Source organism: Bacteroidota bacterium, from assembly GCA_018692315.1.
Lineage (GTDB): Bacteria > Bacteroidota > Bacteroidia > Bacteroidales > JABHKC01 > JABHKC01.
Genome location: JABHKC010000149.1, coordinates 23,845 through 41,205 on the forward strand (window position 1 = coordinate 23,845; position 17,361 = coordinate 41,205).

Annotated in this window: 9 protein-coding genes; 8 read left to right on the top strand and 1 reads right to left on the bottom strand. The window is 33.7% G+C overall.

Translation table 11 applies throughout. The features are described 5' to 3' along the window. Positions 1 to 160: 160 nt before the first annotated feature. From sprA to HN894_11130, 8 genes are all read left to right on the top strand, one after another. On the top strand, positions 161 to 7,720 hold the full coding sequence (sprA, locus tag HN894_11095) for a cell surface protein SprA (GenBank protein ID MBT7143873.1): 7,560 nt from the start codon (positions 161 to 163) through the stop codon (positions 7,718 to 7,720). A gap of 175 nt (positions 7,721 to 7,895) precedes the next feature. Further along, complete coding sequence (gene gcvH, locus HN894_11100) at positions 7,896 to 8,273, top strand: glycine cleavage system protein GcvH (GenBank protein MBT7143874.1); 378 nt, start codon at positions 7,896 to 7,898, stop codon at positions 8,271 to 8,273. 154 nt (positions 8,274 to 8,427) lie between these two features. Further along, positions 8,428 to 8,832 carry a YjbQ family protein gene (locus tag HN894_11105; protein MBT7143875.1) on the top strand — a complete coding sequence of 135 codons (405 nt, stop codon included), beginning with the start codon at positions 8,428 to 8,430 and terminating at the stop codon, positions 8,830 to 8,832. 193 nt (positions 8,833 to 9,025) lie between these two features. Next, positions 9,026 to 11,083, top strand: coding sequence for an acetate--CoA ligase family protein (locus HN894_11110; protein MBT7143876.1), 2,058 nt, complete (start codon positions 9,026 to 9,028; stop codon positions 11,081 to 11,083). Between the two features lie 63 nt (positions 11,084 to 11,146). Next, on the top strand, positions 11,147 to 12,538 hold the full coding sequence (locus HN894_11115) for a hypothetical protein (GenBank protein MBT7143877.1): 1,392 nt from the start codon (positions 11,147 to 11,149) through the stop codon (positions 12,536 to 12,538). A gap of 252 nt (positions 12,539 to 12,790) precedes the next feature. After that, complete coding sequence (locus HN894_11120; protein MBT7143878.1) at positions 12,791 to 13,333, top strand: hypothetical protein; 543 nt, start codon at positions 12,791 to 12,793, stop codon at positions 13,331 to 13,333. A gap of 265 nt (positions 13,334 to 13,598) precedes the next feature. Beyond that, positions 13,599 to 13,958 (top strand): endonuclease domain-containing protein, encoded by a 360-nt coding sequence (locus tag HN894_11125; protein ID MBT7143879.1) that lies wholly within the window; start codon positions 13,599 to 13,601, stop codon positions 13,956 to 13,958. A 330-nt stretch (positions 13,959 to 14,288) separates the two neighbouring features. Continuing rightward, the gene (locus tag HN894_11130) at positions 14,289 to 14,795 is read left to right on the top strand and encodes a hypothetical protein (protein ID MBT7143880.1); all 507 of its coding nucleotides are present in this window, start codon (positions 14,289 to 14,291) and stop codon (positions 14,793 to 14,795) included. A gap of 1,185 nt (positions 14,796 to 15,980) precedes the next feature. On the opposite strand, the gene HN894_11135 is transcribed toward HN894_11130, so the two are convergent. Then, positions 15,981 to 17,336, bottom strand: a complete 1,356-nt coding sequence (locus HN894_11135) for a hypothetical protein (protein ID MBT7143881.1) — start codon at positions 17,334 to 17,336, stop codon at positions 15,981 to 15,983. Positions 17,337 to 17,361: the final 25 nt, after the last annotated feature.

Genomic DNA, 17,361 nt, shown 5'->3' on the forward strand with positions numbered 1-17,361 from the left:
AAAGCTGTTGAAGTTGATATTTTAGCGACTTCTGTAAAATGCTTCTTACTCAAGATTCCTTACATGCTGAAACGGACTATTTTGAAATAGAGGGAGAGAATGGAAAGGATTTATGGATTAATAATTCATAATAATTTAGTAAACAAAAAAGCATATACTTTTGAATAGGATATTAAAATATAGTTTAGCAAGTGTAATTATAGTTGGTTTTTGGACCATATTGCTTGCTGGCAAATCTAGCGCAATCAATTTTTCTGAAATTTCTTTATATATTCCAGAAGATACAACAGCAACCGGCGATTCGCTTTCGACTGACACGCTCGGACCACTCCCTTTTCCTTTTGAAGACGAATCTACATATCCGGTTGATAATGCTGAACAAAACCCAGCATTGTTTTTGAACCGTCCTTCCAATATAATTTCTACAGTAGAATATGATGATGAAGCAAATGAATATGTTTTTTCACAAAAGATAGGAACACTAAATTATCGATACCCTTCGAGCATGACTATGGAGGAATATCAAGAATATGAACAAAGAATTGCAATTAACGAATATTTCAGAGAAAGAGCTAAATCAGAAAGTCTGGGGCATCAATCAGGACTTTTGCCAAAACTACACATCGGAGGCGATGTTTTCGATAAAATTTTTGGTAGCAATACAATAAATATCCAGCCACAAGGATCGGCCGAATTGATTTTTGGAATAAATATCAATAAAAACGACAATCCGATGCTTCCCGAAAGGCAAAGACGAACAACCACTTTCGATTTTGATGAGAAAATACAAATGAATGTTACTGGTCAGATTGGGGACAAAATGAATATTCAAACCAATTATAATACAGAATCGACATTCGATTTCGAAAATAAAATGAACTTAGCCTACGAAGGTAAAGAGGATGAGATAATTCAGAAAATTGAAGCAGGTGATGTAACTTTACCATTATCAGGCTCATTAATTACAGGTAGTCAAAGTTTATTTGGTTTGAAAACCGAACTTCAGTTTGGGAAACTCCGAGTAACAACAGTTTTTTCGCAGCAAAAAGGCGAAGCATCGGTTATCGAAGTTGAAGGAGGAGCACAACTTAGCGATTTTGAAGTTTATGCCGACGAATACGAAGCAAACAAACACTTTTTCTTATCGCAATATTTTAAGGACAGGTACGATATTGCACTTTCTATACTGCCAATAATTCAATCTGCCGTAAATATCAATAAAATTGAAATTTGGGTAACAAACAAATCCGGGAACTTTCAAGAATCAAGAAATATTGTAGGTTTCCTCGATCTGGGAGAGGCAAATAGTTCCGGTGAAGGAATAAATGAAGACGGAACAAATGTTTTCAACAATAGTTTTATTTCATTAAATTCATATCAAGACTATTTTCCTGACAATGAAGTAAATGACTTGTATGAAAAAATGACAACTGACTTTTCTGATGTTAGAGATATAAACAATGTATCCACACTATTAGGCCCATTGGCTTATCAATATGATTTTACGGGTGGTCAAGACTACGAAAAAATTGAAAATGCAAGAAAATTATCTACTTCAGAATATACATTCCACCCTCAATTGGGTTATATTTCTTTAAATTCTGCACTAAATGCCGATGAAGTTTTGGCTGTTGCTTACGAATATACTGCAAGCGGACAAATTTTTCAAGTAGGAGAATTTTCCAGCGAAGTATCGCTCGATAGTTCAAGCTCTACTCCAGCCCTATTTCTTAAACTGCTAAAAGGAACATATTTATCTCCAACAATTTTGGTTGCTAATAAAAGGAAAATTAATCCTACTTGGGAACTTGTTATGAAAAACATTTATGCAATTGGTGCATATCAAGTAAACCAACAAGATTTTCAACTTCATGTAATGTATCAGGATGATAAAACCGGTACAGCAGTAAATTATCTTTCCGAAGGGCAACAACCACCGAGTGGAATAAACGGAGAAATTCTACTAAACGTTCTGAATTTAGATAATCTGAACTCTAACAACGATCCTCAACCAGATGGAGTTTTCGATTTTGTAAACGGAATAACAATCAATACGTCAAATGGCAGAATAATTTTTCCGGTTAGGGAACCATTCGGGTCGCATTTGCGGAAACAAATTAATGATGATGCCATTGCAGACAAATATGTTTTTGAAGAATTATACGATTCAACACAAAGTGTAGCGCGACAAATTGCCGAAAAAAACAAATTCTATCTCGAAGGAACTTATCAGTCGGCTTCGAGCTCCGAAATTACACTAAATGCCTTAAATGTTCCGCAAGGTTCGGTAAAAGTAACTTCCGGAGGAATGCAACTAACAGAAGGACAGGACTATACTGTCGATTATACTATGGGTCGTGTAAAAATTATTAATGAGGGTTTGCTTCAGTCGGGAACCCCAATTAAAATTTCTCTCGAAAGCAATTCATTATTTAATATTCAGAGTAAAACATTAGTTGGGACTCATTTAGATTATAGAGTTTCAAACGATTTCAATCTCGGTGCAACAATGTTGAACTTGACTGAACGTCCACTCACATCGAAAGTAAACATTGGCGACGAACCAATCTCAAACACAATATGGGGTGTTGATGGCACATACAGAACCGATGTTCCTTTCATTACAAAAGCAATAGATTTTTTACCACTTCTCGAAACCAAGGAAAAATCAACTGTTTCTGTAACCGGAGAATTTGCTCATCTGATTCCTGGACATTCAAAAGCACTTAGCAAAAGCGGGGTTTCATACATCGACGATTTTGAAGGCAGCCAAACTGCAATTGACATTAGAACGTGGGCTGCATGGGGTTTAGCTAGCACTCCACAATTGCAAGACGACATGTTTCCTGAAGCAAGTCTTACCGACAATCTTGCCTATGGTTATAATCGAGCAAAATTAGGCTGGTATAATATCGATCCTTTATTTCTGCGAGACGAAGGTGTTACGCCAAATCATATATCAAACGACGACCGGTCAAGCCATTATGTTAGAGAAATATACGAAGAAGAGATTTTTCCGAATAAAGAAAACGCCAATGGAATTCCTACAAGTATAGCAATTTTAAACTTGGCTTATTATCCCGAAGAAAGAGGCCCATATAATTATGATGTAGAACCTAACGAATATTCTCATGGAGTTTCTGCCGATGGTAAACTTAATGAACCAGATACCCGCTGGGCTGGAATAATGCGAAAAATTACTACCAACGATTTTGAATCGGCAAATGTAGAATTCATCGAATTTTGGATGATGGACCCTTTTGTTGAAAAAGCAGATTCAAATTTTGTTGGAGGAGACCTATACTTCAATCTTGGAAATGTTTCCGAAGATGTTTTAAAAGATTCGAGAAAATCATTCGAAAACGGATTACCAACTTTCGATATTCAAACAGCCGAAGATGCAGAATTAGCCTATGTTGACACAACTAATTGGGGTAGAGTGCCATTAGTGCAATCTTTAGTGAATGCTTTCGACAACGATTTGCAAGCACGCCAGTTTCAAGATGTTGGACTCGATGGTTTAAGAGATGAGGATGAAACAGATTTTTTTGCAGACTATATACAATCTTTGGCACAGGTAGTTGACTCAAACCAAAATTATTCGTTTTTTGAAGATCCATCGAGCGACAATTATCACTATTTCAGAGGAACCGACTATGATAACCAAGAGGTTGGAATTCTTGATAGGTATAAAAAGTACAACGGACTGGACGGTAATTCTCCAACCGATGACCAATCTCCTGAGGATTATTTCACTTCCGGAACTATTACTCCAGATGTAGAAGACATAAATGGCGACAATACACTTAGCGAAGCCGAAAGCTACTATCAGTATCGTATTCCAATCACACGACAAAATTTGCAATACGACAAAAAATATATTACTGATGAAATTGAACATACGGAAACTTTAAAAAACGGTCAAAAATCGAAAGTAACATGGTATCAATTCAAAATACCAATTTACGAACCCGAGCAAGTGATAGGTTCAATTTCTGATTTTAAATCAATTCGATTTATAAGAATGTTTTTGAAAAACTTCGATCAAGATATTATACTACGTTTTGCAACCCTCGATTTAGTTAGAGGAGAATGGAGGAAATATAATTTATCGCTCAAAGAAGGTGGCGAAAACCTAATGCACCCTCAACCAACAGATGCAAGTTTCGACGTTTCTGCAATAAATATTGAAGAGAATGGTAGCAAAACTCCGGTAAACTATATTTTACCTCCCGGAATTGACAGAGTAATTGATCCAACAAATCCGCAATTGCGTCAATTGAATGAGCAATCAATTGTATTGAAAGTTTTAGACCTTGCCGATGGCGATGCAAGAGCAGCCTATAAAAATGTTACAATGGATGTTCGTCAGTATAAACGCCTACAACTTGAAGTACATGCCGAAGAAATTAATAATTATCCATTGAATGATAAGGAATTATATGTTTTTATTCGTTTAGGGTCTGACTACAAACAAAATTATTACGAATACGAAGTTCCTTTAGTTCTGACACCTCCAGGAAATTACGATAATGATGAATACGAAGACAGGCTTATAGTTTGGCCTGACGAAAACAGAATAGATTTGCGTTTTTCACTTTTTCAGGATGTAAAACAAGAACGGAACGATAAAATGCGAGAATCGAATTCAACGGTTCAACTCACAACTCCTTATTACATTATGGATGGCGAAAATAAGGTAACTGTAACAGGAAATCCTAATTTAAGCAATGTAAGAACAATTATGCTCGGTATTCGAAATCCGAACGATGCTGACAACGACGATCCACATTCCGGAGAAATTTGGCTTAATGAACTTCGCCTATCAGAATTCGACGAAACAGGTGGCTGGGCAGCAAATGCAAGAGTTATGACTAAACTTGCCGATCTTGGTACAGTTACAGTAGCTGGTAGCACAAGTAAACCCGGCTTCGGAAGTATTGAAAAGAAAGTAAGCGAACGCCAAAAAGAAGAGATGCTTCAATATGATATTTCTTCAAATTTAGAACTTGGGAAATTTTTCCCTCAAAAAGCAGGAATACGAATTCCGGTATATCTTGGATTATCAGAAAGTGTAACAAATCCTCAATATAATCCATTAGACCCGGATATTCCACTTTCAGCTGCAATAAATAATGCAAAAACACAAGAGGAAAGGGACTCAATAAAACATTATTCTCAAGACTATACTAAAAGAAAAAGTGTAAACTTTACAAATGTGAAGGTTACTAAAGGAGGACAATCAAAACCAAAAGTCTATGATTTATCCAATTGGTCGTTAACCTATTCCTACAACGAACTTTTCTCAAGAAATGTAAATACAGAATTTAGCTTAAGAAAAGATTATCATGGTGCAATTTCATATAATTACAATACGCGACCGAAAAATATTCAACCATTTAAAAAGTCAAAATCAAAATTCCTGAAGTCCTCTGCAATGAGGTTAATCAAAGATTTCAATTTCTATTATTTACCTCAACAAATGTCGTTCAGAACAAATTTGGACAGAATGTATCAGGAAACAAAACTTCGAAACATCAATAGCCCAAATATCATAATTCCTACAACATTTCAAAAAGATTTTTCATGGAACAGAATGTACGACCTAAAATATGACCTTTCAAGAACTTTCAAACTCGATTTTTCAGCAACAAATATTGCAAGGATAGACGAACCGGAAGGAAAGATTGACAAAGATGATGATGATTATGAATGGAAAAGAGACTCAATTGTTCAGAATTTATACGATTTTGGACGAACAACAAATTACCGACATTCGATAAATGCAAACTGGAATGTTCCAATCAATAAAATACCAATTTTAAATTTTATGTCGGCAAATGCACGCTACAATGCTACCTACGATTGGACAACCGGCCCAATTATGCCAGACTCATTGAATATCGATTTAGGGAATACTATAAAGAATTCGAATACTTTGCAAGTTACACCACAAATAAATTTTCAGAATTTATATAATAAGGTTAAGTATTTGAAAGAGATAAATAAAAAATATAGAAAAGGTAAAAGTAGGAATAACAAAACCACAAAACAAAAAGAAAAGGAAACAGAATTAGTAGTTTATGAAAAGAAAAACGTAACATTCAAATCTAATGTTGCAAAGTCTTTCACTCACAATCTTCAAACAGAAGATGTAGAAGTTCGAGCCTACGATGCAAAAGGCATCAACATTGCCGGACAGCAAAAAGTTGTTAGCGAAAATCGTGTAACTTTTAAGGTAATGAAAGATTACGAAAATGCACGTGTCGAAATAAAAGGGAGAAAAGAAGTAAAACCAAATATTTTGAAGTTGATTGTAGAAAACACCGTAAATGTAATGATGGGTGTAAGAAATGTTTCAGTATCATATTCACAAAATAGCGGAACAATTCTTCCGGGCTATAACCCAAAAACCAAATTTTTTGGCAACGAATCTTTCAATGGAAAATTAGCTCCAGGAGTTGGTTTTATTTTAGGACAACAAGATAAAGATTTGGCATTTACAGCACAAGACAATGGCTGGATTACTGCTGATTCTACGCTAAATGCTACTTTTGCAATGACAAATTCGCAAACCATCACCCTAAGAAGCTCAGTAGAGCCGGTTGCTAATATGAGAATCGATATCACTGCAAACCGCACTTTTTCCGAAAATGTTAACTATTTATTCAATCCTACCATTGGGAAATATGCATACGAAAACCAGATGGTTAATGGAAATTTCACTATGTCGGTAAACACTTGGGGAACTGCATTTCAAAACTCAGGCGATGATTATTCAACATCGGCAGCATTCGACGATTTCAAAAATTACCGTATAACAATAGCCAAACGTTTGGCTTACGACAGAGCAGACGTTGACGATTCGTACGATCCAAGCCTTACCGAAAATGGTTTCCCAGACGGATATGGTCCAACTTCCCAGCAAGTTATGATTCCTGCATTTTTGGCTGCATATACCGGACAAAGCCCTGAAAGAATATCTTTGGATCCGTTTCCTTCGGTATTATCATTACGCCCAAATTGGCGAATTAACTACGATGGGTTATCAAGAATTGAATTTCTGAAAAAATATTTTAACACCATTACTGTTGGTCACACCTACCGTTCTTCATACAATATTGGTTCATATTCCAGAAATATTGATTATGTTGCCGAAGCCGGTATAGATGGTTTGAGCTTTGTACGAGACCAACTTCAAAATAACTTCATTGCCGAAAACGAAATCAACTCAGTTTCTATCAATGAGCAATTTTCTCCTCTCATCAATTTCGACATGACATGGATAAATAGTTTAACTTCAAAAGTTGAAATTAAAAAAACTCGAAATCTGACCATGAGTTTTTCAAACAATCAACTTACTGAGGTGAAAAACAATGAAATAATTATTGGTGGTGGATATAGAATAAAGGATTTAACATTCAGAATGGGAACATTAGGTGGTCCTAAGAAAGAGTATAAAAGCGACCTAACTCTTCGAGCCGACTTATCAATTAGAACAGCCAGAACTGTTTTGCGTAAACTTGTAGAAGATGTAGATCAACTCACTTCAGGACAACGAGTAATTTCTATAGAAACGACCGCCGATTATGTTTTAAGCGACAGATTTAATGTTCGATTTTTTATAAATTATTCGAATACAAAACCTTTCGTTTCACTTACGTACCCCCAAACAAATACCAAAGTTGGTTTCAGTGTTAGGTTTACTTTGGCAGGATAAATTCTTCTGCATTACGTAGTTTTCTGATTTGTAAAAAAGTTCTCTTCGAAAATTAAGAACTGTAATATCTTAAGTCAAAGCCTAAAAACTGAAAAACATCATTTTATTTTCGTTATAATTATTTTATTTTTGCTCACTAAAAATTTATTAATAGTATTTATTAAAATATAAAAAAATGAATGTTCCAGAAAATTTAAAATTTACAAAAGATCACGAGTGGCTGCGAGTTGAGGGCGAAAATGTATATATTGGAATTACCGAATTTGCTCAGGGAGAGCTTGGCGATATTGTATTTATCGAAATCGAAACCGAAGGCGAAACGCTCGAACAAGGCGAAACTTTCGGAACAATCGAAGCCGTAAAAACTGTTTCTGACATGTTTATGCCCATTTCAGGTGAAGTTCTTGAAGTAAATGAATCACTTGAAGACGAGCCTGAAAGTGTAAATAAAGATCCTTATGGAGAAGGCTGGATGATTAAAATTTCTTTGAACGATGCTTCAGAATTAGATTCTCTTCTTTCTGCCGAGCAATACAAAGAACTTATTTCATAAAAACGATAGTAGATATCTTACTTTCAAAAAGCCTGCTTTAAATACATTTTTGTAAAAAATTGATTGCAAAATTAAGTTTTTACAAAAATGGCTAAGCAGGTTTTTCTATTTTATTTTTTTAACTTTATGAATTTCAAACCTTAATTTTTATAAAATGCAGGAAGTAATAAAAATTAGTACAGACAAACATAATGGATTGTACGATATTACTGAAGAAACAAAGTTGATTGTAAAAAAAAGTAAAATTAGAAATGGAATTGTAAATATTTATGTTCAAGGAGCTACAGCAGCCATAATGATTCAGGAAAACTGGGATTATTCGGTTCAGAATGATGTAATTAGCCTTTTAAGAAATCTTATTCCGTCAGGAGTTTGGGAACACGATGCCCAAGACGGAAATGGCGACTCTCACCTTAAAGCCGGAATCATCGGGCCTAGCGAGACAATTCCAATCATCAACGGAAATCTAGGATTATCGACATGGCAAAATATTTTTGTTTGCGAATTCGATGGCCCAAGAGATAGTAGAAATATTGTTGTAACAATTTTAGCAAGCTGAAAATCATGAAATTGTAGATTAAATATTTTGTCGATAGTAATATTACATTCAATTTTTAATCACTCAAGAATCTTTCTGTTTTTGTAAATTTAAAGACAAATAAAGTGAAGCATTATATTCGAATTTGTCATTTCTAATTTCTAATTTTTTTAAATACATTTGTCCATAAAATTTGTTAATAAAATATAAAAAAATGGTAAACAAACAATTATTATTTCCTGATAGTATTGTAGTAATTGGAGGCTCAAACGATATAAAAAAGCCCGGCGGAAAAGTCCTGAAAAATCTTATTGAAGGAAAGTTTAAAGGTGATTTGTATGTTACAAATCCAAAAGAAACCTTAGTCCAAGGGATTGTAAGTTATACTGATCCATTCGAGTTACCATTTGTCGATTTAGCTATAATTGCAATTGCTGCAAAATATATTTTAAAAACAATTACTCTACTCGCAAAACAGAAAAATACCAAAGCATTTATTATTTTATCAGCAGGATTTAGCGAAGAAGGAGAGGAAGGAAAAATTCTTGAGCAAAAAATTGTTGACATAATTGACAGTGTTGGCGGTTCATTAATTGGACCTAATTGCATTGGTGCTCTGTCGCCTGAATATCATGGAGTTTTCACAAGTCCTATTCCAAAATTGGATTTGAATGGTTGCGATTTTATCTCCGGTTCAGGAGCTACAGCTTGTTTCATTATGGAAACAGGAATTCCAAAAGGATTACCTTTTGCACGAGTTTTTTCGGTAGGAAATTCAGCCCAGATGGGTGTTGAAGAAATATTGGAATATATGGATCATACTTTTGATCCTCACAAAAGCCCGCGAGTAAAACTGTTATATCTGGAAACTATTACGAAACCTAAATTACTCTTAAAGCATGCTAGCTCGCTTATTGCAAAAGGTTGCAAAATTGCAGCTATCAAGGCTGGAAGTTCCGAGGCTGGAAGTCGTGCAGCTTCCTCCCATACCGGAGCATTGGCAAGCTCTGATGAAGCAGTAAATGCTCTTTTCCGAAAAGCAGGAATTGTGAGATGCGAAGGTCGGGACGAATTAGCAACAGTTGCTTCAGTATTTTTACATAAAAAGTTTGTTGGGAAAAATATTGCTATAATTAGCCATGCTGGTGGACCTGCAGTTATGCTAACTGATGTTTTATCAAATGGTGGCTTGTCAATTCCTCATATTGAAAATCCTGCCAGCCAAGAGTTATTAGAACATCTTTACCCTGGTTCGTCGGTCGCCAATCCTATCGATTTCCTTGCAACAGGAAATGCAGAACAGTTAGGAATAATTATTGATTACGTTGATAACAAATTCGACGAAATTGATGCAATGATAGTGATTTTCGGCACTGCCGGACTTACAAAAGTTTTTGATGTCTATAATGTTTTGAATGAAAAAATGAAAACTTCAAAAAAACCTATTTATCCTGTTCTACCTTCGGTTCATACCGCAAAAGAAGAGATAGAAGAATTTCTCGAATATGGTAGAATGTTTTTTGCTGATGAAGCATTACTGGGAAAAGCAATTGTTAATATTGCAAATACTCTGCCACCACAACCTTCAAATATTGATATTCCAAAAATTAATAAACTTTCAATTCGAAAAATAATTGATGAGTCAGACGAAGGATATCTCTCACCTGAAAATGTCCAGAAATTAATAGATGCCTGCGGAATTGACAGAGCAGAAGAAGTAGTAACTTCAACAAAAAAAGAAGCTGTTGAGTTTTTTGAAAAACAAAACACTCCTATTGTAATGAAAGTTGTGGGACCAGTACATAAATCAGATGTTGGAGGAGTTATTCTAAATGTTAATTCTAAAAAACAAGTTGAAAATGAATTCGACAGAATGATAAAAATTGAAGATACAACAGCAATTTTACTTCAACCAATGCTAAGCGGTACAGAACTTTTCGTTGGAGCCAAATTTGAAGAGAATTTTGGACATCAAATACTCTGCGGACTTGGAGGTGTTTTTATTGAGGTGTTAAAAGATGTATCTTTTGGCTTGAGCCCAATTTCTAAAGATGAAGCAAATTATATGATAAAAAGCCTGAAAAGCTATAAAATAATACAAGGAGTGCGAGGGCAAGAACCTATTAATGAAGAGAAATTTATTGATGTAATTACTCGCATTTCTGCATTAGTGGAAATCGCACCTGAGATTGCTGAAATGGATATTAATCCTCTACTTGGAAAATTAGATAAAATTGTGGCTGTTGATGCTCGAATTAGAATTGAGAAATGATGAGTCAATATTTTATATTCCACTATATTAGATATTTAAACCATATTTCAATATATAATAAATATGAATAAATTATTCATCTTATTTTTTTCTGTTTCTACAATATTTCTACAAGCTCAAGAAGTAATTTTATTTGAAGATTTTGAAAATGCCAATATACCAAAAAATTGGAAAACCACGCAAGCTGCCGGTTCAATTGGTTGGAATTTTGGAGAAGATCTCGGTTGGCCTATTCCATGGCACTCAAACTATGCTGCCTCATTAGAATCTGAAAATGTTGATGCAGATTTAAGCATGGACTATTTGTACCTACCAATTCTTGATTTATCAAAATTTGTAAATATTAATTTAGAATTAGAGGCATTTAATCCCGGAGTAAAAGGCTCGAGCGGACATATTTTAATAAGTTTTGGCACAAACAAAGAATTGATAAATTTTCGGACTCTAAATTTTGATGAACATAATTGGAATAAAGTTTCGCTAAGTCTTGACGAATTTAAGATGATGAAAAATGTTCAAATAGTATTTCATCATAACGATAACGGAACTTGGGCAACTTGTTTCGCAATCGACAATGTAAAAATTACGGGCACTCGTTTATTAGAAAATAACCTTGCGATTGTTGAATTAATTCATCCTCAGTCGAATTGCGATATAACAGACAATGAAAATGTTGTTATTGAAGTTCAAAATCTTAGTTTAAAATCAATATCAGAATTTTCAGTTTCATACTCGCTCGATTTCGGTAAAAATTTTGTAAACGAACAATTTAATAAAACTATCGAAGCCGGGCAAAAAAAAGAAATAACTTTCAAGAAACAAGAATCCTTCCTTTCAGGGAAATACGATTTTTTGATAGTTGGAAATTTGCAAAACGATATGAAAACTGCTGATGATACCATACTGCGAAAAATTACAAATCCAACAATAGCAGAATTCCCATTTGAAGAAACATTTGAAAATGGACTTTCGGAATATTTCGAAAGCAATTACGGAATAGATTCTTACGCTCAGATAAAAGAACAAAACGGAAACTACATTTTCCAAATGCAAGGCGGTACACATAATAATTGGCAAGGAACACCAGACAATATCGACTCTGATTATGCCTGGAATATAAACACCGAACATCATACAACATTAAGCACAGTCTGCGAAATAGATGCAACAAACATCAAAAAGCTTTATTTAAAATTCGAATTAAAACAAACCTCAAGCAATTCCTTAAAATACAGTTGGTTTAGAGTTATGATAAACAATGAGGCAATTTCAAGTACTGAAGAAACCGAAAATTTTCACCCCAAAACTCAAATTGATGACAATTTTGAAACCGTAATTTTTGACCTTTCGAAATTTGCCGGCAAGAAGTTTTCCATAAGTTTTCAATCTTCTTGCAAATTCGATAAGTTTGATACTATTGAAATTGATAATATTTGGATTTGGGAAGAGAATTGAACTAAATATTTCCCCGCTAAGCGAAGTATGGAAAAATTGCTTAGAGGGAGAGCCTGTAAAGTTAAAGCAGCATTTACTGCATTGATAATAAAGGAAATAAAAAAATTAGAAATTATATTTTAGTGTTCTTATTATTTTTATTTGTTTCTTGTGGAGGGAGTCTCCTGTAACTATAGACATTGTTAATAAAAATGCAAAGAAGAACACAGGAGGAAAAGTTAAACCTATTGAGCTTAGGTTTAATTCCAAGGAATGATAAGATTAAAAAAAATGAAATTGTATCAGGAAGAATTACAAAATGAAATAGTTTCAGAACTAAACTCACTTATTGGGAAGAAGTTTGGGACTATTTATTCCAGTTATATTGCAATTGAAAATCATATATTTCTTTCAAGAGAATATAGCATTTATTATAAAAATACTTGCTTCAATATTAGTCAAGTACAAAAAAGGACAAAGGAGGATTGTGATTACTATAAATTAGAAATAGTAAAAAGTGATCGTCCTTCAATGTCAATATCCTATGACAAAGAGAGAAGAACTTTTACTGGATATGTAAGTTCAATAAGAGATTTTTACAGTGAAATTCTGCTTGATATTAAGTATTATAGAAAAGAAGAAACATGGGGTAGTGAAAAGCTGAGATATGTTAGTGCTTTAGTCTTTGTTTTTAAGAAAGGAAAGTTTATACTAAATATTGAAGAATCTGTGATTGAGAATATTGAATATTCCAAAGATAAGAATTATATTAAAGATATCTTGACTGATTGCAGTGAGATAAATTTTCTTCGTTAGCACCCACGTTGGCCTACACATTCTTAAACAATTCTATAATAACTATTTCGAAACCCAGTATTATATACGATACTGGAGTTCGGTGTTCAGCAAATGATAAAAGTTAAGTATGGAAAGTTTGTTTTTTGTACATCCAAGATTCTTCGGGAATTATATAGATAGATGAAACCGCTTCTTTGTCCATTAATTTTTTGCCTCGGTCCTGAAGGAAGAAAATGTTGGACAAAAAAGCTAGATTGCAAGAAATATGGTTAAAATCGACAATATGTATTACGATAGTATTTCCTTCACTTTTCAAAAAGCGGAGGAATTACGAAAACATATGACCAAAGCTGAGATTATTTTATGGGAAGAACTCCGAAATAAAAAGTTATTGGACTTGAAATTTCGAAGACAACATCCAATTAGCCGCTTTATTGCTGATTTTTACTGTCATAAATATAAGCTGGTTATAGAACTTGATGGAGAAATTCATCTCAAAAAGGATGTTGCCATAAATGACAAAAATCGAGAAGAAGAAATTAAAAATCTGGGAATTAATATTTTACGTTTCAAAAACAATGAGGTGATAAACAATCTTGAAAGTGTTTTGCAACAAATATCTAATTTCTGTATTGCACAGTAGCAAACCGATTTGTCGGGAAATCATCCTTTAGGACAGAGGTAAAATTTGCCGACAAATCGGTTTGCGGTCAAAAACAATATGGATTTCTGAGAAGAGAACTTTCTATACATCGGCTAAGCAAAGTTTTCAAACTTCGCTTTCTAATCACTCCCATTTCATTTTTTCAAACAAAACCAAAAAAACTATTCCTACATTTGTTTTGTGAATACTTAAATTGGAACATACAAATGTGAGCTGGGAAATAAATATTTAGGACATGTGGATTGCAAATTCGCACGAGCTGGGAGATAGCTAATGATCGGTTGAAAAGCAAGAAAAACCTTTAATAAAATGATGAAGTCTAAATTAATAATTATAGCATTGTATTGTATTATCATTAATTCAAACTCTCAAAAAACAGGCAGAAAATACTTTTCCTATCCTGACAGAATATTAGAAATACAAATAAACGACACCTACATATTATGGAGAAATACAATAGTAGTAAATGATATGGTTGAAAAATCAGATACTTTATATTATACAAAAAAGGGTGATACATTATTTATTAAAGAAAAAACTATTTATGGCAATCAAAATCAAATTATCATAAAAAAAAGGAAATACCTTGACTACATCCGCTATAATGAAAAAGAATATATAGATAATAATTGTTGTGGCATTTTATTTAAGAAAAATAATCTTTTTTTTAAGAACAAAAGAAAACAAATAATTAGTACAACTAACCGAGAAACCTACAATAGAATATTAGAGTTGCATTGCCGTTTAAAAAGGTTAGAAATATTTGGTAAAGCTTGTAAAAATTCCTTACCACCATTGTTATATGAACATTTTTAATTTGCAAAACAAAAAAGTCCTGCTAGCTCGGATTTGTATTCCGTATGGATATTTCGGTGATATTGATATTCTAAAAATAAACTTTATCAATCCCAGCTAGCGAGGATTTGCAATCCGTGCGTCTATCAATACCAAATTAACATTAATTCTAATGAATAATTTTTATTTTTGCTAAATGTCTGACAAATATAAAATATATGAACCTGATAGAGCATATTATATCACCATGACAACAGTTGGTTGGGTAGATATTTTTACTCATAAAAACCATAAAATTTATTAGAAAACATTTTAGAAATGCCTCAATTGAAGACTTATGCGTAAATCTTTGTATTCTGTCTTTTATGGATGCACGGATTGCAAATCCGTGCTAGCAGGGGGGGAAATCAGTTCGTTCATACGAACAAATTATTGATAAACATAAAAAAGGAAATTAATGATGAAGAAGAAAGTTATTTATTTTGCGCTATTCACTATTTTTGGCTCATTAACATATTGTCAAGATATTAATCAAAAAATAGATACAAGTTTTTACGGAATATACTCAGAGTTTCCTCATTCTTGTAATAGATATTTTATTAATAGTCGAAAACTGATTATAAACTCTGGCAATTTTTGGCAGCATTGTGTATATAACAGGAATCTTGACACTCTACTCCTTTCTATTGATACTAGTTATCATTCTTTTGATGATTGGATTTTAAACTATAAATTTTGTATATTAAGAGAGAGAAATATCATAGTTCATTGGTATGACTGCAATGAATCAGAGGTTATAGATAAATTGTATAGATTAAATTTTTGGTTAAAACTTAGAACTAGAATTTATAATATTTTTCATAGAAAAAGATACTATTTGTGATAATCCATCAAGTCGTGAAAGAGTTTTCTCTCCACTGCACGTTCTAAGACAATTCTATAACAACCATTTCGAAAATCCGAAATAAGCTGAATGTTAGCAAGTTGTCAATAAATAGTTATATTGTAAATCTACAGTTCTAAATCAGGGCAAATTTTGATATACTGTTTAATCTTTGGATAATGTTTTTGAGATTTTGTTTTTTTATCCCAGCTAGCGAGGATTTGCAATCCGTGCATCTATCAATACTAAATTAACATTAATTCTAATGAATAATTTCTATCTATGCTAAAGTCTGGCAAATATAAATCCCCACGAGCTAGGATTTAAAAGCTTAAGATTGCACTGAAAACAGGCATTGGCATTTTATTAATATTGTACTTATTGCCTTTTGCAAGTCCCAATAAACCGTGAGGATTGATGTTAAAATTTAAGGCGAAATCTTTAGTTTCGACATGGGCTTTTTTCGAATAGTAATTTGTCATCAAAGCAAAGCCTCCCACTGCCCCCAAAGCACTTGTTGTAATAAACAATTTGTACGAATCATCTGAATCTGAGGAAATAAGGTAACCTGTACCTAAACCTATCAATCCGCCAGCTAATTCACTCAAACTTATAAGTACACCTTGTCCGGTAGTAAAATCATGTCCTTTTGTTAGTGCATGTCCAATTGCTATTCCTCCAATTGAGCCGAAGGTAAGCGCTGCTGTATATGATTTTTCATTATTCGGCTCTGCAATTATAGCTGCTGTTAATGAAACATAGGCTCCCAGTGTACCAGCACTCCTAAGTACATAGGCATCTCCCTTAGTGTAAGATTGATTTCCGGCCAGTAAAACACCTGAGGTGATTCCTGCTGCCGAACCCAGCAGAATGCTAGCGGACAATTTACTGACATTAAAATCATCAAAAAAACCGGTAATATGTGCTGTTCCTAATCCAATTACAATTCCGAAATCTCCCATTACACCTATTGCTGAAGCCGATCCAGCAGTCATTTTAGTTCGATCGGCCCAGACATACCCACCTATTCCTTCTGCAAGGCTGGCAAGCATTCCCATCGCAAGTACAGCCTGTTCGCTGGCATTTTCATCAAATAATAATGTCAGAAATACTCCATGCCCTATACCTCTTGACTGGCCATATATGCTCAAGCTTGCATCTGCATCTGTTACTCTAATTTTCTTTGTCAAAGCAAAGGGTATGTAAAATCCTGCTCCACTGGTCAACATATATAATCCTACAAAGGCTTTGTTGTTTTCTATTTGTAATACATTTGGAACGGTCCAACCATAATATCCAAGGCTATGGATACTTGTGCTTATGAGCAATTTGGTCCGTCCTTCTTGGTTAATTGCTATTTCTGGTGCCTGTTGCTGTATGCTGGCAGTTACCATTTTTCTGAAATCCTGAACTTGTTCTTGTAAAAGAGGTTTTCTGATTTTTAACAGTTTATCGGCAGGCTGATATAATATTTCCAACACATAAGTAGTATCAGAACTTTGAAACAGTCTTGCTTCTATCATCCCTTTGTATTCTGAAAAAAGTCTAATCTTCTTCTCAAGTTTCGAGTCAATTAATTCCACTTTTCCTTCTTCATCCATAGAAACCTGAATTTCCTGCGCTTTTATTGTAAAAGCTGCCAGAAAAACGATTGCAAACAATAATATTTTCATATCCATAGCTTTATTTATTATTTAAAAAAAA